The organism is Haloarchaeobius salinus, assembly GCF_024464185.1.
Taxonomy (GTDB): domain Archaea; phylum Halobacteriota; class Halobacteria; order Halobacteriales; family Natrialbaceae; genus Haloarchaeobius; species Haloarchaeobius salinus.
Genome location: NZ_JANHAU010000003.1, coordinates 118,971 through 135,341 on the forward strand (window position 1 = coordinate 118,971; position 16,371 = coordinate 135,341).

At 66.7% G+C, this 16,371-nt stretch carries 15 protein-coding genes; 8 read left to right on the forward strand and 7 right to left on the reverse strand.

The features are described 5' to 3' along the window. The first annotated feature begins 32 nt into the window (after nucleotides 1-32). The 6 genes from NO345_RS12905 to NO345_RS12930 all read left to right on the forward strand — a co-directional run bounded on the left by NO345_RS12905 (nucleotide 33) and on the right by NO345_RS12930 (nucleotide 5,631). Nucleotides 33-1,589, forward strand: a complete 1,557-nt coding sequence (locus NO345_RS12905) for an ABC transporter ATP-binding protein (RefSeq protein WP_256299809.1) — start codon at nucleotides 33-35, stop codon at nucleotides 1,587-1,589. Beyond that, nucleotides 1,586-2,881, forward strand: coding sequence for an ABC transporter permease (locus NO345_RS12910; RefSeq protein ID WP_256299811.1), 1,296 nt, complete (start codon nucleotides 1,586-1,588; stop codon nucleotides 2,879-2,881). The genes NO345_RS12905 and NO345_RS12910 overlap by 4 nt, the downstream gene beginning before the upstream one ends. Further along, nucleotides 2,874-3,998 (forward strand): ABC transporter permease, encoded by a 1,125-nt coding sequence (locus NO345_RS12915; RefSeq protein ID WP_256299813.1) that lies wholly within the window; start codon nucleotides 2,874-2,876, stop codon nucleotides 3,996-3,998. The genes NO345_RS12910 and NO345_RS12915 overlap by 8 nt, the downstream gene beginning before the upstream one ends. A gap of 77 nt (nucleotides 3,999-4,075) precedes the next feature. Further along, nucleotides 4,076-4,474, forward strand: coding sequence for a cytidine deaminase (cdd, locus tag NO345_RS12920; RefSeq protein WP_256299815.1), 399 nt, complete (start codon nucleotides 4,076-4,078; stop codon nucleotides 4,472-4,474). Nucleotides 4,475-4,509: 35 nt separating this feature from the next. Continuing rightward, nucleotides 4,510-5,331: a nucleoside phosphorylase gene (locus NO345_RS12925; protein WP_256299817.1), complete on the forward strand. Its 822-nt coding sequence runs from the start codon at nucleotides 4,510-4,512 to the stop codon at nucleotides 5,329-5,331. A gap of 57 nt (nucleotides 5,332-5,388) precedes the next feature. After that, complete coding sequence (locus NO345_RS12930; protein WP_256299819.1) at nucleotides 5,389-5,631, forward strand: hypothetical protein; 243 nt, start codon at nucleotides 5,389-5,391, stop codon at nucleotides 5,629-5,631. A 345-nt stretch (nucleotides 5,632-5,976) separates the two neighbouring features. On the opposite strand, the gene NO345_RS12935 is transcribed toward NO345_RS12930, so the two are convergent. Together NO345_RS12935 and NO345_RS12940 are read right to left on the reverse strand one after the other, a co-directional pair. Further along, on the reverse strand, nucleotides 5,977-7,137 hold the full coding sequence (locus tag NO345_RS12935; protein ID WP_256299821.1) for an NAD(P)/FAD-dependent oxidoreductase: 1,161 nt from the start codon (nucleotides 7,135-7,137) through the stop codon (nucleotides 5,977-5,979). An 81-nt stretch (nucleotides 7,138-7,218) separates the two neighbouring features. Next, on the reverse strand, nucleotides 7,219-7,752 hold the full coding sequence (locus NO345_RS12940; protein ID WP_256299823.1) for an Rrf2 family transcriptional regulator: 534 nt from the start codon (nucleotides 7,750-7,752) through the stop codon (nucleotides 7,219-7,221). Between the two features lie 128 nt (nucleotides 7,753-7,880). Here NO345_RS12940 and NO345_RS12945 point away from each other — a divergent pair, with 128 nt between their 5' ends. Then, nucleotides 7,881-8,813 carry an NAD-dependent epimerase/dehydratase family protein gene (locus NO345_RS12945; RefSeq protein ID WP_256299825.1) on the forward strand — a complete coding sequence of 311 codons (933 nt, stop codon included), beginning with the start codon at nucleotides 7,881-7,883 and terminating at the stop codon, nucleotides 8,811-8,813. Nucleotides 8,814-8,845: 32 nt separating this feature from the next. Here NO345_RS12945 and NO345_RS12950 read toward each other — a convergent pair whose 3' ends face one another. Next, nucleotides 8,846-9,223, reverse strand: coding sequence for a hypothetical protein (locus NO345_RS12950; protein ID WP_256299826.1), 378 nt, complete (start codon nucleotides 9,221-9,223; stop codon nucleotides 8,846-8,848). A 120-nt stretch (nucleotides 9,224-9,343) separates the two neighbouring features. Between NO345_RS12950 and rocF the strand changes: the two genes are divergently transcribed. Then, entirely contained in the window at nucleotides 9,344-10,270 is a 927-nt protein-coding gene (rocF, locus tag NO345_RS12955; protein ID WP_256299828.1) for an arginase, read from the forward strand. Nucleotides 10,271-10,295: 25 nt separating this feature from the next. Here the strand turns inward: rocF and NO345_RS12960 are convergent, their stop codons facing one another. The 4 genes from NO345_RS12960 to gyrB form a co-directional block, all read right to left on the reverse strand. Continuing rightward, entirely contained in the window at nucleotides 10,296-10,658 is a 363-nt protein-coding gene (locus NO345_RS12960) for a hypothetical protein (RefSeq protein ID WP_256299830.1), read from the reverse strand. A 74-nt stretch (nucleotides 10,659-10,732) separates the two neighbouring features. Beyond that, nucleotides 10,733-11,785 carry a ferredoxin--NADP reductase gene (locus NO345_RS12965; protein WP_256299832.1) on the reverse strand — a complete coding sequence of 351 codons (1,053 nt, stop codon included), beginning with the start codon at nucleotides 11,783-11,785 and terminating at the stop codon, nucleotides 10,733-10,735. Nucleotides 11,786-11,836: 51 nt separating this feature from the next. After that, complete coding sequence (gene gyrA, locus NO345_RS12970; RefSeq protein WP_256299834.1) at nucleotides 11,837-14,338, reverse strand: DNA gyrase subunit A; 2,502 nt, start codon at nucleotides 14,336-14,338, stop codon at nucleotides 11,837-11,839. Further along, entirely contained in the window at nucleotides 14,335-16,248 is a 1,914-nt protein-coding gene (gene gyrB, locus NO345_RS12975) for a DNA topoisomerase (ATP-hydrolyzing) subunit B (RefSeq protein ID WP_256299836.1), read from the reverse strand. Before gyrB ends, gyrA begins: the two co-directional genes overlap by 4 nt. Between the last annotated feature and the right edge of the window lie 123 nt (nucleotides 16,249-16,371).

A 16,371-nucleotide genomic window follows, 5' to 3' on the forward strand; every position in this document is an offset into this window, starting at 1 on the left:
GTCACAGATGAACCACGTTCCATCGGATAGCAATGAGTGAGACAGCAGTCAGACTGGCAGGTATCACGAAGCGGTTCCCCGGTGTCGTCGCGAACGACCAGGTGGACCTGACCGTCGAGAAGGGGTCGGTGCACGCACTGCTCGGGGAGAACGGGGCGGGGAAGACCACGCTGATGAACGTGCTCTACGGGCTGCTCCAGCCCGAGGAGGGCGACGTGTACGTCGACGGCGAGCGGCGCGACTTCCAGTCGCCACGTGACGCCATCGACGCGGGCATCGGCATGATCCACCAGCACTTCATGCTGGTCGACCCCATGGAGATCTGGGCGAACATCGTCCTCGGTCAGGAGCCCCGGAAGTACTTCGGGCTCGCCGTCGACGAACAACGGGCCATCCATGAGGTCCGCGACCTGAGCGACCGCTACGGCTTCGAGGTCGACCCGACCGAGACCATCGAGGAGGTCAGCGTCGGCGTCCAGCAGCGCGTCGAGATCCTGAAGGCGCTGTACCGCGGCGCGGACGTGCTCATCCTCGACGAGCCGACGGCGGTGCTCACACCGCAGGAGGTCGAGGACCTCTACGAGGTGCTCGACGAGCTGACCGCACAGGGCAAGACGGTCATCTTCATCACGCACAAGCTCGGCGAGGCGATGCACTCTGCGGACGACATCACCGTCCTCCGGGACGGCGAGAGCATCGCCACCGTCTCGACCGACGAGACGGACCAGAACGAGCTCGCGGAGATGATGGTCGGCCGCGAGGTCCTCCTGGAGGTCGACGTGCCCGAGCACCAGGCGGGCGGGACGACCCTCGCCGTCGAGGACGTCACCGTCACCGACCACGACGACATCGACCGCGTGAAGGACGTCTCGTTCGAGGTCCGCGCCGGTGAGGTGTTCGGTATCGCCGGCGTCGACGGCAACGGCCAGTCCGAGCTGGTCGAGGCCATCACCGGCCTCGAATCGCCCGCCGACGGCCGTATCGTCGTCGAGGGCGAGGACGTCACGGACCGCTCGCGCCGCCAGCGTATCGAGGGCGGGATGGCGTACATCCCCGAGGACCGCCACGAGCGCGGGCTCGTGATGGACTTCGACCTCGTCGAGAACGGCCTGCTCGGGAGCCAGCACACGGAGCCGTACTCGAAGAACGGTCGCATCGACTGGGGCACCGTCCGCGGCCACGCCGAGGACATCATCGAGACGTACGACGTGCGCCCGCCGAACGCGGACGCCGACGCGCACTCGCTCTCCGGTGGGAACCAGCAGAAGTTCATCGTCGGTCGCGAGTTCGAACGCGACCCGTCGGTGGTCGTCGCCACCCACCCGACCCGTGGTGTCGACATCGGCTCGACGGAGTTCATCCACGAGGAGCTGCTCGACCTGCGCCAGCGCGACCGCGCGGTCCTGCTCATCTCCTCGAAGCTCGACGAGGTACGACAGCTCTCCGACCGCCTCGGCGTGATGTACGAGGGCGAACTCGTCGACGTCGTCGACCCCGACGAGACGACCGAGGAGGAGATCGGCCTGCTGATGGCCGGTGAACGACCCGACGACGTCCAGACGGTGCGGACCGCCGGAGGCGAGCCATGAGCTGGCTTCGGGACGTGCTCGAACGGCTCGTCGGTGCCTCCGGTGCGGAGCGCGCGGTCATCAGCCTCGCCGCGCTCGCGCTCTCCATCCTCGTGGGCGGCGTCATCGTGTTCCTCTCCGGGCTCGGTGCGGCCTGCGAGACGGGGGCGAACTACCACCTCGCCATCCCGCTGCCGGGGAGCTTCGAGATACTGCTGTTCGACGGTCGGCTCTCGATGTTCGGCTACAAGTCGTGCTACGACCCCATCAACGTCTACGAGAAGCTGTTCGTCGGAGCCATCGGTGGCCTCCCGTGGGAGAGCGGCTGGCAGCCGACGAACTTCTCGATGGAGGTGTTCCTCCAGCGGGCGACGCTGCTGCTGTTCACCGGCCTCTCCGTCGCGGTGGCGTTCCGTGCGGGCCTGTTCAACATCGGCACGCAGGGACAGATGATCTGGGGCGCGCTCGTCTCTGCGGTCACCGTCCTGTTCGTCGCCGACTTCGCGCCCGCCGGGCTGGCGGGGACGGCCATCCTGCTCCCGCTCGCGCTGTTCTCCGGCGCGGTCGCCGGCGGCATCTGGGGTGCGATTCCCGGCGCACTGAAGGCCTACGCCGACGCGAACGAGGTCATCACGACCATCATGCTGAACTTCGTCGCCATCTACGGGACGACGCTGCTCGTCAGCGAGTTCTTCCAGGACCCACAGTCCGCGGGCGGCACGCAGACCCGGATGGTGCCCGCCAACTCGCTGATCCCGAGCATCCCGTTCGGGTTCCAGGGGACCCGCTTTTCCATCCTCGCGCTGGTGCTCGCGCTCGTGCTCGCCCTCGTCGTCTACTTCGTGCTCTGGGGGACCTCGTTCGGCTTCGACGTCCGGACGAGCGGCCTCCAGCCCGAGGCGGCGACCTACGCCGGCGTGAACGCCGAACGAACCATCGTGCGGAGTATGACGATCTCGGGCGCGCTCGGCGGCATCGCCGGCGCGCTCTGGGTGCTGCTGGCCAACGGTCGGTTCCTGACCGGCGGCGAGGTTCCGAGTCTCGGCTTCGACGGCATCACCGTCTCGGTGCTCGCCGGCAACAACCCGCTCGGCGTCATCTTCGGCTCGGTACTGTTCGGCGTCCTCAAGAGTGGAGGCAACGCGCTGAACTTCCAGACCGACGTGCCACCGGAGCTGGTCTCCATCCTCTCCGGGCTCATCATCCTGTTCGTCGCGATGCCCGAGTTCTTCCGGCTCATCGGCCGGAGCATGGGAGTCGGCGACAAGAGTGGTGCGGCCGTCGCGACCGACGGAGGTGAGGACGATGGATAGAGACGAGGCCCGGCGACTCGCCACCCGCGCGACGCTCGTCGTCATCGCGGCCGTGTCCCTGTTCGGCATCGCGTTCCCGAACTCGACGGCGGGTGAGGTGTTCTACACAGCCATCGGGCAGAGCACCATCGAATCGTCGCTCCGGCTCGCCGTCCCCATCGCCCTCACTGCCATCGGTGGCCTGTACGCCGAGAAGAGCGGCGTCATCAACATCGGGCTCGAAGGGCTGCTCATCATCTCGGCGTTCGCCGCGGTGCTCGTCGCCGACGTGCTCGGCGGTGCCGGCTCGACCGGCTTCCCGCCCATCATCACGTTCAATCTCGGCGGCAGCACGTACACCATCGACCCCGGGCTCCAGCTCCTCCTCCCGAACGTCTGGCTCGGTATCGCGGGTGGCGTGCTCGCGAGCATGCTGCTCGCGTTCCTGTTCGCCGTCATCTGCATCCGCTACGAGGGCGACCAGATCATCGCCGGGCTCGCCGTCTGGCTCGTCGCCCTCGGGCTCGCACCGTTCGCCTCGAAGGTCATGTACGGCCAGCCGTCGACCCCGCAGGTCGTCCGCCTCGGCGATTGGACGATTCCGGTGCTCTCGGACATCCCGTTCGTCGGCCCCATCCTGTTCGACGCGAACCCGATGGTGTACATCATGCTCGTCTCGGTCCCGGTCGCCTGGTACGTCCTCAACCGGACCAGCTTCGGCTACTGGGTCCGCGCGAGCGGTGAGAACCCGAAGGCACTCGACACCGTCGGCGTGAACGTCAACCGCGTGCGCTACGCCGCCGTCCTCATCTCCGGCTTCTTCGCCGGTATCGGCGGCAGCGCGCTCTCGCTCGGGAGCGGTGGCTTCTTCAACGGAGCCGGGCAGACGATGGTCGACGGTCGTGGCTTCATCGCCATCGCGGCGTACCTGTTCGGCAACTACAACCCGTTCGGCGCGTTCGCCGCGTCGTACCTGTTCTCCGGGCTGCAGGCGCTGCAGATCCGCCTGCAGGGTATCGCACCGACGGAGGTGTTCCTGATGCTGCCGTACATCGTGGTCGTCGTCGTCCTCGTGCTGGTCGGCCGGACCCGACTGCCCGAGGCGGCCGGCGAGCACTACGAGTCCGGCGAGGACTGACCGTCCTCCCTGTCCTCTCCCGAAACCACCCCGAGAGAGCCGGGGGCTACTTCACCCTGGCCGCGGTATCGGTGTCCATGGACGACGCAGAGCTCGTCGAGCTGGCACGAACGGCGCGCGAGAACGCCTACATCCCGTACTCCGAGTACGCGGTCGGTGCGGCGCTCGTGACCGCCGACGGCACCGTCTACACCGGCTGCAACATCGAGAACGCGAACTACTCGAACAGCCTCCACGCCGAGGAGGTCGCCGTCGGGAAGGCCGTCTCTGACGGACATCAGGAGTTCGAGCGCGTGGCGGTCTCCTCGGGCGAGCAGGACGGTGTCACACCGTGTGGGATGTGCCGACAGACGCTCGCGGAGTTCGCGGACGACGAGCTGGTCGTCATCTGCGACGAAGGCGAGACGAGCCGTTCGTACTCCCTCGGTACCCTGCTCCCCGACACGATCTCCGCGGAGACGCTGGGTCGGGAGTGAACAGACATTTCTACTCGCACGTATAAACCGGGGTCATGACTGACGCGAGCGAAGACCCGAACCAGGAGATGCAGTACCACGTGGAGCTGACGCCGGGCGACGTGGCCGACACCGTCCTGCTCCCGGGCAACCCCGAGCGAGTCGACAAGATCACCGGCTACTGGGACGAGTCGGAGGAGGTCGCCTACCACCGCGAGTACCGCACCGCGACGGGCACCTACGAGGGCGAGCCCATCTCGGTCACCTCGACGGGCATCGGTTCTCCCTCCGCGGCCATCGCCGTCGAGGAGTTGGCCCGCGTCGGCGCGGACACGTTCATCCGCGTCGGCTCCTGTGGGGCCATCCAGCCCGAGATGGACGTCGGCGACCTCGTCATCACGACCGGCGGGATGCGCCAGGAGGGCACCAGCAAGGCGTACGTCCGGGACGAGTACCCCGCGACGGCCGACTTCGAGGTCGTCAGCGCGCTCGTCGCCGCCGCCGAACGCCTCGGCTACGACTACCACACCGGCGTCACGATGTCCGCCGACTCCTTCTACTCCGGACAGGGCCGCCCCGGCTTCGAGGGTTTCATGGCCGAGGGCGCGGAGGACCTCGTCGAGCACCTCCAGGAGGCGAACGTGAAGAACATCGAGATGGAGGCCGCGGCCATCATGACCATCGCCAACATCTACGGGCTCCGGGCGGGCGCGGTCTGCTCGGTGTACGCCAACCGCGTCACCGGCGAGTTCCGGACCGAGGGCGAGCGCCGCGCCTCGGAGACGGCGTCGCTGGCGACGAAGCTCCTCGCGAAGATGGACCAGGTCAAGGCGGAGGCTGGCGTCGACCGCTGGCACGCCGGGCTCTCCATCGAGTAGCGCGACACGGACAATCCCCACCAGAAAACATATATTTTAGACAGCGGAGCGACAGCTATGGACCGACGGGCGTTCCTCACCTGTGCTGTCGTGCCGGTCGCGTCAGGGTGTCTCGGAAATGTCCCAGGAGATGCGGACGGAGCGGAGAACACCACCGAGGAGACAACAGCCGAGCGTCAGCAATTTATCAACTGTGAAGAACACTACATCCGAACAGAACTCGTTGACGACGACGAGCGGATAGACGGCTCGCTCGATCCGGCGGTCGTCGAACTCGACACCCGAGAGGCGGGCATCTAGGCCGAACTCCGTACCACCTTCGGGACCATCAAGTTATCCGAGGACGCGCCCGACCAGCGGGTCGACTACGAGGTGACGGCCTACTACTACCGTGGAGACGACGGAACGTTTCGGACGGAGAACCCGGACGAGGACCCCACCAGCGGAACACGAATCCGGTGCGAGTGACGGCGTTTCCGTCGACTTTCGTCTGGACCGTCTGATAGCGAACAGGCGACTCCACCGCGAGCGTGGGGTGTGTCGCACACCCGCCTCGTCCCCCACGCCGTCGTTTCTCAGGACACGACGGCTCTGGGCGCGGTTTCGGATATAAAGAGTCGCAGCAGAGAGCAGATGCGGTCCGTTCTACAGCGCGTCCCAGGCGTTCCAGGCGCGCTTCCAGGAGGTGAGGTCGGCGATCCAGCGCGCGGCGATGCCCTTCTTCAGCATCTTCGCGGGGAAGCCGCCGAACGTGGTGACAGGGGAGATGTAGACGTCGTGGGCGACGGCGCTCTCGCCGACGGAGACGACGGTGCCCTTGTCCTCGTGGGTCCACGTCTCCAGTCGCTGGCCGTTGATGGCGCGGACGACGTTGTCGGCGACGACCTCGGCGGCCTGCCAGGCGGCCTGGGCCGTCGGCGGGGCGGGGTGCTCGCCGGGCTGGTCGACGATGGCGGAGTCACCGAGGGCGAACACGCGCTCGTCGGAGGTCTGGAAGTCCATCTCGGCGTTGAGGCGGTTGTGCTCGTTCTCGACGTCGACGCCGTCCATCGCGTCCCGACCGGTGACGCCGCCCGTCCAAAGGAACACGTCGGAGTCGATGGGGTCGCGCTCGTCGAAGTGTATCTTGTCCTCCTCGGCCTCCGTGATGGGGTCGTCGGTGAGAATCTCGATGTCGTTGTCCTGCAGACGCTTGCGGAGCGCGCCCTGGATCTCCGGGTCGCCCGGCGGGAAGATCTCCTCCAGCGCCTCGACGAGGTAGATGTCCATCGGGGCGCGGTGCTTGTCGCGGAACTCGGCGATCTCGCCGGCGGACTGGATGCCCGAGAGCCCCGCACCGCCGACGACAATCTGTGCCCTGTCGTCGCGCGTGGCGTCCTGCGCGGCGTCCTTGACGGCTTCGTGGATCTCGAGGGCGTCGTCGAGGCCCTTCAGCGTGTGGGAGTGCTCCTCGAGCCCGGGGATGCCGTAGTAGGCGGTCTGGCTGCCCAGCGCGACGACGACGTAGTCGTAATCGACCGTCGTCTCGCCGTCGTCGACCTCGACGACGCGCTCGTCGGTGTCGAGCCCGGTGACCTCGCCGCGGACGAACTCGGTGCCCGGGTCGGCGATCTCGCCGACGGGGATCGTGATCTTGTGCTGGACGGACGGGTCTCGGATGACGCGGTGGGACTCGTGGAGAACGAGGTGGTAGTCGACGTCCGCCACCCACGTCAGTTCGACACCCTGGCCCAGCTGCTTCTGTAAGTCCTTGACCGTGCCAGCGCCCGCGTACCCTGCGCCGAGCACGACGACCTTCGTAGCCATACGAGAGCTTCAGAAACCGACCGATACAAAGGTGTTGAAACCCGGATGGGCGTGAGAGAGGTTGTCAGGATAGATGCCGAGTCAGTGTTCGGGGTCGCCCGCCGGTGCCGTCATCTCGTCGATGCGGAGGATGACGATGTTGTTCGTGTCGTCCTTGCCGTCGACCGTACCCTTGACGAGCAGCTTCGAGAGCGGCGTCGGGCCCACGGTGACCTCGTCGCCCTCGTGGATGTCCCGGACCGAACCCTGGACGTGGATCTCGGCACGGCAGAGTTCTGGGTGGTGGACCGACGAGAGGTCGATCTCCTCGACGATAGCGCCCTCGACGGTCTCGCCCTCGTGGCGGAACGGCACCGACGCCGGCTCGTCCATCTGCTGTATCTCCAGCGCCTCGTAGGCGGCGGCGGTCGGCTTGTAGCCGCCCTTCGGACCCGGTACCCCCTCGACCAGCTGGAGCGCCTTCAGGCTCTGCATCTGGTTCCGGATGGTGCCCGCGTTCCGGTCGACGCGCTGCGCGATGTCCTCCCCCTTGACCGCGTTCTCGTCCTCCCGGTGGAGGTTGATCAACGCCTGCAAGATGTTTTTCTGGCTCGGCGTGAGTTCGATAGACGACATAACGTCCGGTTGGTCGCTCGCGTCCTTAAATCCGTGGGATGGACCTGCACACCGCTCCCGGCGTCGCTGGTGGGCCAGTGGCCCCGTGAAGCGACAATGCTACAAACCAGCCCGGTGAATCCCGGCACATGAACGGGAACCGGGTCCTCGTCACGGGGGGCGCTGGCTTCATCGGGTCGAACCTCGCGAACCACCTCGCCGCCGACAACGAGGTGGTCGTCGTCGACGACTGCTTCCTCGGGACCCCCGAGAACCTGGACGACAGCGTCGAGTTCCACGAGCAGAGCGTGCTCGACGACGACCTCCCGACCGAGGGCGTCGACGCGCTGTTCCACCTCGCCGCGCTCTCCTCGCTGAAGATGCACGAGGACTCCCGCGAGAACCTCTGCACCGGGCTGCGGGTGAACGTCGAGGGGTTCGCCAACGCCGTCGAGCAGGTGCGCGAGGACGGCTGTGACACGGTCGTCTACGCCTCGACCTCCTCCATCTACGGCAACCGGACCGAGCCATCGCCGGAGTCGATGGACGTCGAGGCCAACACCGGCTACGAAGCCTCGAAGCTCGCCCGCGAGCGCTACGCCGAGTACTTCCACAACTACCACGACATGTCGATGGCTGGCCTGCGTTTCTTCTCGGTGTACCAGGGCTACCGGGGCGCGGAGGCACACAAGGGCGAGTTCGCGAACATCATCGCGCAGTTCGCCGACGACGTCGCCAGCGGCGAGTCGCCGGTCATCTACGGCGACGGCACGCACTCCCGTGACTTCACGCACGTCCGAGATATCGTCCGTGGCATCGAGCTCGCCGCCGACCACGAACTGCAGGGCATCTTCAACCTCGGCACCGGCGAGCAGTACACCGCCAACGAGGTCGTCGAGCGGCTCTGTGCGATCCTGGGCAGCGATGTCGAGCCCGAACACGTCGAGAACCCCATCGACGAGGACGTGTTCGTCCAGTACACGATGGCCGACGCGACGAAGATGCGCGAGGCCACCGGCTGGGAGCCGGAGATATCGTTCGAGGAGGGGCTGGAGCTCGTCTGCGAGCCCTACCTGGAGTAATCAACTGGGACGACGCTCGCACAGTCGCCGGGTCAGTCGAAGTCGCGGCCGTCGGTGATGCTCTCCCACTTCCGGGCCTCCTCGTACTCGGCGCGCTCCGTCGCGTAGGTCATCAGCTTCACGACGACGAGCGGTAGGGTGTACATGCCGATGAAGCCGGCGGAGGCCATGAATACGATGGCGACGACGTCGTGCCGGGCGACGAAGATGGTCCAGAAGAGGAAGCTCCCGAGCACCGCCAGCGTCCCGAGCCGGATGGCGACCTGCTCCGCCCTGAGCTGCCTGAGGTCGTACAGCGAGTTGTTGTCGAACACCCGTCCAAGCAGTATCACCGCGAGGGCCCAGACGACGAACCGGAGGAGGAGGCTGCTCCGGCCGTCCTCGTCCGAGTAGTACTCTTCCGTGCTCATATGGTTCGGAGTCTCCGTGTGGTCACTTATACTTCAGCGTGGGTTAAATGCGCACCGTTGTCATGCCCGCCCTTGCGCTGGACCGGACGCTTCATACGGCACCCCCGTGAAATCCAGTCCATGAGCAGAGAGGTCCGTATCATCGGGGCACCGACAGACTACGGGGCGAACCGACGCGGCGTCGACATGGGTCCGTCGGCGATCCGGTACGCGGGGATCGCCGACGAGCTGGAGGCGGCGGGTGTGGACGTGGTCGACACCGGCGACCTGCTGGTGCCGACGGCGGAGACCCGGGACCCGAGCGTCGACGAACCGACCGAGAGCGGCCGGGACGCCAAGTTCGTCCGCGAGGTCGAGGACGTCTCGCTCCGACTCGCCGACCGGGTCGCAGAGGCCACCGACGACGGCGGGGTCCCCCTCGTCCTCGGGGGTGACCACTCGGTCGCCATCGGCTGTCTCGCGGGCTCCAGCCGCGACACCGACATCGGGGCGATCTGGTTCGACGCCCACGGCGACTACAACACCCCGGAGACCTCCCCGAGCGGGAACATCCACGGGATGCCGCTGGCGGCCGCACTCGGGTACCGCGACCTCGCCGACGTGGAGTGGGCCAACGCACCGGGCCTCTCCGAGGAGAACGTCGTCTGGGTCGGCCTGCGCTCGCTCGACGACGCAGAACGGGAGGGGATTCGCGAGAGCGAGGGCACCGCGTTCACGATGTCCGACATCGACGAGCACGGCATGAGCGAGATCGTCGACCGTGCACTCGAGATCGCCACCGACGGCGTCGACGGCATCCACGTCAGCCTCGACCTCGACTGGCTCGACCCCAACGAGGCACCCGGCGTCGGGACACCGGTCCACGGCGGTGCGACGTACCGCGAGGCCCACTACGCGCTCGAACGCGTCGCCGAACTGGACGCCGAAGACGACGTGCTCCGGTCGATGGACGTCGTCGAGGTCAACCCGGTGCTCGACGAACACAACCAGACGGCGAAGCTGGCGACGGAACTCGCCGCCAGCGCGCTGGGCAAGCGGATTCTGTAGCGGTCGGAGCTGCCTGTCGCCCCGGTCAGGGACCGCGCGGTCCCGAGGGAGCCCACGACCTCGAACTCGGTCCCTTCTCCCTGATGAGGTACCCCACGACGGCGAGCGAGAGGAAGGCCCCGCCCAGACCGATGCTCCGCTCGTCCATCAACAGCGCCAGGTTCACCACGAACGCCAGGAACGCACCGAGGATACCACCGATGAGCCCCCAGTCTCGGCCGTCGATGAGACCGTAGCCGACGGCGAACAGGGCCACACCCACCGCGAGGGCGACGAGTCCGATTCCCTGCCCCATCGTGGCCAGCCCCACCGCGGTGAACGCCAGGGCGCTGAGGAGGAAGTACGCCCCGACGAGACGGACGCCTGTTGACGAATGGTTGACACCCATACAGTTCACCCCAGGTATCGGAGTAAAAAACCACTGGTTGGGTGTCTCCGGGGCGTGCGCTGCCCGGCGTTCCGTCAGCCAAACCCCTCGAACTGGGTGGCTTCCTCGGGGACGCCGACGGCGAGGGTCGTGTCGACGAGCTGTTCGACCATCGCCGAGATGCCGCAGGCGTACACGTCGACCGAACCGGGGTCGATGCGTGCCGCGATGTCCCGGGCCGGTGGCTCCGCGACGAACCTCGCGAGCCCAGGTGGGAGTTCGTCGGTGTCGACCGCGTCGTCGTCGACGTACTTCAGCAGGACGCGCTGGACGTAGTCGGACTCGCCGGTCCAGTCGGTGAGGTGGTGCTCGCGGGTGAGCGTCGGGACGAAGTGGAACCCGTCGTACCGGCGGTCGTACTCGCGGAACGCCTCGCGGTACGCGAGGTCGTCCTCCCACGCGCAGCCGAGGAACACCCACACGTCGCGCTCGACTCCGTCGACGACGTTCCGGCCGGTGTCGAACAGGTAGTCAACCATCCCCTTGAACGGCGCAACGCCGGTCCCCGTGGCGAGGAATACGAGGTCGTTCGCCGACGGGGGGCCGAGCACCATCTCGCCGTTCGGTCCCCGGACGGTCACCTCGTCGCCCTCGTCGAGATACTGGAACAGGTCGGTCGTGAGCCGCCCACCGGGGACGCGCCGGATGCAGAACTCCACCTCGTCCTCGGTCGGCGAGCTGGCGATGGAGTACGGCCGCGGGTGCCCGTCGAAGGTCACCGTCGCGTACTGGCCGGGCGCGAACTCGAACGGGGTGTCGTCGTCGATGCAGACCCGAACGCGGAGCAACGACGGATACGGGCGCTCGAATCGGCCCGCGAGGTCCGACAGTGCGTCGAGTTCTGCATCGGAGAAACCCGCTTCGGCTGCCCGCGACTGGAGGTCCTCCCAGTCGACGTCCGAGCCGATCTCTTCCTCGTCGTACCAGTCGCCGGCGTCGTTCCGGTCGAGGATGGCCCGGACGGCGCGTTCGACCTCGTCGACCCGGTTCTCGTCCATCACCGTCACGTCCGTCACCGTCGCCGACTCGGTCACCAGCGGGAGCTCCGCGGCCGCCTCGTGGTGGCCGAGGTGTCGCGGCACGTCCATGGCGGACGGTTCAGCGGGGAGAAAGGAAAATACTCGGGTGCGGTTCGTGGACTACTCCTCGTCGGCTTCGGGCTCGGGGTCGGCGTCAGCCTCGTCCGTGGACTCCGGGGTCGGAATCACGTCGACGGTCGCGACGGCGTCGTCGTCGGCCACGTCCATCACGGTGACGCCCATCGTGTTGCGGCCCTGCAGCGAGATGTCGGAGACGCGGGTCCGCATTATCTGGCCCTGCTCGGACATGACGACGAGGTGGTCGTCCTCGCCGACGGCCTTGACGGAGGTGACGTGGCCGTTCCGCTCGTTCGTCTTGATGTCGATGAGGCCCTTGCCGTAGCGGGACTGACGCCGGTAGTTCGACAGGAGCGTGCGCTTGCCGTAGCCGCGCTTCGTCACGGTCAGCAGCGCGCCGTCGTCGTCCTCGTCGGTGGCGACGAGACCCGCCACGTGGTCGCCCTCGGTGAGCTTGATGCCCCGGACGCCACGGGTGTTCCGACCCATCGTCCGCACCTCGTCCTCGTCGAACCGGATGGTCATCCCGTTCTCGGTGGCGATGACGAGGTCCTTGGTGCCGTCGGTGACGTCCACGTCGACCAGCTCGTCGTCCTCGTCGAGCTTCGCGGCGATGATACCCGTCGAGAGGATGTTCTGGAAGTCCTCGGTCTTCGTGCGCTTCACGTAGCCGTTCCGGGTGACCATCGTGATGGCCTCGTCCGGCTCGAAGTCGTCGGTGTTGACGACCGCGGTGATCTCCTCGCCGTCGTCGAGGTCGAGGATGTTCACCGCCGACTTCCCGCGCGCCGTCCGGGACATCTCCGGAATCTGGTAGGCCTTCAGCTGGTACACCTGCCCGTGGTTCGTAAAGCAGAGCAGGTAGTCGTGAGTGCTCGCACGGAACACCTTCGAGACGCGGTCGCCCTCCTTGATGTCGCCCCCGATGATGCCCTTCCCGCCGCGGTGCTGGGCGTCGAAGGCGTCGGCGGACATCCGCTTGACGTAGTCGTCCTCGGTGACGACGACGAGCACGTCCTCCTCCGGGATGAGGTCCTCGTGGGTGACCTCGCCGGTGTCCTCGACGAAGGAGGTACGACGGTCGTCGTCGTACTCCTCTTTCACGTCGCGGAGCTCGTCCTTGATGACGCCGAGGAGCTTCTCCTCGCTGTCGAGGACGGACTGGAGGTACTCGATGGTCTCCTGGACCGACTCGTACTCCTCCTCGATCTCCGTGCGCTCCATGCTCGTCAGCGAGCCGAGCTGCATCCGGACGATGTGCTCGGTCTGGGCCTCGGAGAGCTCGTACTGCTCCTGCAGCCCCGCCTTCGCGGCGTCGCGGTCGTCGGAGTTACGGATGAGCTCGACCACGTCGTCGACGTTGTCGAGTGCGATGAGCCGTCCCTCGAGGATGTGTGCGCGGTCCTCGGCCTCGTCGAGTTCGAACTGCGAGCGCCGGCGGACGACCTCCTTCCGGTGGTCGACGTAGTGCTCCAGTGTCTCCTTCAGCGAGAGCACCTTCGGCTGGCCGTCGACCAGCGCGAGGTTGATGACGCCGAACGTCTTCTCGAGGTGGTGCTCGATGAGCTGGTTCTTCACCACGTCGACGTTCGCGCCGCGCTTGAGGTCGATGGCGATGCGGACGCCGTTGCGGTCGGACTCGTCGCGCAGGTCCGAGATGTCCTCCAGCTTGCCCTCGTTGACGTTCTCGGCGATGCGCTCGACGAGCCGGGCCTTGTTCTCCTGGTAGGGCAGCTCGGTGATGACGATGCGTTTTCGGTCCTTCTTCCAGTCCTCGACCTCGAACTCGGCGCGGACCCGGAGGCGACCACGGCCGGTCGCGTACGCCTTCCGGACGGCGTTGCGGCCGACGATGTTCGCGCCGGTCGGGAAGTCCGGCCCCTTGACGTGCTCCATCAGGTCGTTGGTGTCGCAGTCGGGGTTGTCGATGAGCTCGATGGTCGCGTCGACGACCTCGCCGAGGTTGTGCGGCGGGACGTTCGTCGACATCCCGACCGCGATACCGGTGCTGCCGTTGACGAGCAGGTTCGGGTACGCCGCGGGCAGGACGTCGGGCTCGGTCAGTCGGTCGTCGTAGTTGCTGGAGAAGTCGACCGTGTCCTTCTCGATGTCCTCTAGCAGCGTCTCGGCGATGGGTGCCATCCGGGCCTCCGTGTACCGCATGGCCGCGGCCGGGTCGCCGTCCATCGAACCGAAGTTCCCCTGTCCGTCGACGAGCGGGTAGCGCATCGAGAACTCCTGTGCCATGCCGACGAGCGTGTCGTAGATGGCCTGGTCGCCGTGGGGGTGGTAGTCACCCATCGTCTCGCCGACGATGGAGGAGCTCTTGCGGTGGCTCGTCCGGCTGGTGACGCCCATCTCGTGCATCGCGTAGAGGATGCGCCGGTGGACGGGCTTGAGACCGTCGCGCACGTCGGGGAGCGCGCGCCCGACGATGACGGACATCGCGTAGTCGATGTAGCTCTGCTCCATCTCGTCCTCGATGCGGACGTGCTCGATGCGGTCCGCCGGGACGTCGGGGGCGTCCGGTGTGTCCGAGCTCATATGTCCACCCAGTTCGCCTCAGGCGCGTGGTCCTTGATGAACTGCTTGCGCGGGCCGACGGCGTCGCCCATCAGCACCGAGAACATCTTGTCCGCCGCGGCGGCGTCCTCGATGTCAATCTTCTTCAGGACGCGGTTGTCGGGGTCCATCGTCGTCGACCAGAGCTGCTTCGGGTTCATCTCGCCGAGGCCCTTGAACCGCTGGACCTGCGTCGGGTTCCCGTTGCACTTCTCGCGGACGACCTCCTCGCGCTCGGCCTCGGTCATCACGTCGTACGTGTTGCCGTCGTACCGGATGCGGTAGAGCGGCGGCTTCGTCGCGTAGACGTAGCCGGCCTCGATCAGCGGACGCATGTGCCGGTAGAGGAAGGTCAGGAGGAGCGTCCGGATGTGCGCGCCGTCGACGTCGGCGTCGGTCGCCATGATGATCTTCTCGTACCGGGCGTCCTCGATGTCGAACTCGTCGCCGATGCCCGTGCCGATGGCGGTGATGAGGTTCCGGATCTGGTCGTTCTCGAGGATGCGGTCGAGACGGTGCTTCTCGACGTTCAGCACCTTCCCGCGGATGGGGAGGACGGCCTGGAACTCGGGGTTCCGGGCCTGCTTCGCCGAGCCACCGGCAGAGTCGCCCTCGACGATGAACAGCTCGGCCTTCGAGGGGTCCTTCGTCTGGCAGTCCGAGAGCTTGCCCGGCAGCGCGGTGTTCTCCAGTGCGCTCTTGCGGCGGGTCAGCTCCTCGGCCTTCTTCGCGGCCTTGCGGGCCTTCGCGGCCTCGACGGCCTTGCCGATGATCGCCTCTGCCGTGTTCGGGTGCTCCTCGAAGTACGTGTCGAGGTGGTCGTGCATCGCGCCCTCGACGATGCCCCGGACCTCGCTGTTGCCGAGTTTCGTCTTCGTCTGGCCCTCGAACTGCGGGTCGGGGTGCTTGATGGAGATGACCGCGGTCAGGCCCTCGCGGATGTCCTCGCCCTTGAGGGTGTCGTCGAGGTCCTTCAGCATCCCGTTGGTCGTCGCGTAGTCGTTGACGACCCGCGTGAGCGCGGTCTTGAACCCGGTGAGGTGGCTGCCGCCCTCGCGCGTGTTGATGTTGTTGGCGAAGGCGTGGATGGAGCCCTGGAGCTCGTCCGTCGCCTGCATCGCGACCTCGACCTGGATGTTCTGCTCCTCGTCCTCGAAGTAGATGACGTCCTCGTGGAGCGCGGTCTTGGTCTCGTTGAGGTAGCGGACGAACGCGCGGATGCCGCCCTCGTAGTGGAACGTCTCCGACTCGCCGTCGCGCTCGTCGACGATGCCGATGTTGACGCCGGAGTTGAGGAACGCGAGCTCGCGCAGGCGGTTCGCGAGCGTCTTGTAGGAGAAGTCAGTGGTCTCGAAGATCTCCTCGTCGGGCCAGAACCGGATGGTCGTCCCGGTCTCCTCGTCGGCGTCCATGGCGCGGACGCGTTCGAGCTCGCCCGCCGGGACGCCGCGTTTGAACGACTGTTCCCAGACGGCCCCGTCGCGTGTCACCTCGACGGTGAGGCGCTTCGACAGCGCGTTGACGACGCTGACGCCGACGCCGTGGAGCCCGCCGGACACCTGGTAGGACTTGTTGTCGAACTTCCCGCCGGCGTGGAGGACGGTCATGATGACCTCCAGTGCGGGCTTGTCGTGCTCCTCGTGCGTGTCGACGGGGATGCCGCGCCCGTCGTCGGAGACGCTCACCGAGTCGTCCTCGTGGATGGTGACCGTGATGTCGTCACAGTAGCCGGCGAGGGCCTCGTCGATGGAGTTGTCGACAACCTCGTAGACGAGGTGATGAAGGCCTCGAGAGTCGGTAGATCCGATGTACATCGCCGGCCGTTTTCGGACGGCCTCCAGGCCCTCGAGGACCTGGATTTGACCGGCGCTGTACTCATTTTCGTTGGACATGAAAACCTGATTCCGGGTAGATGGCGTGGGGTAATAAAAGTCACGTGTGCGCGCTCGCGCGTGACCCGAAAATCACCACGCAGTGACGGGAAACGTCACGTTACCGTGCGAGAAACGTGGTGC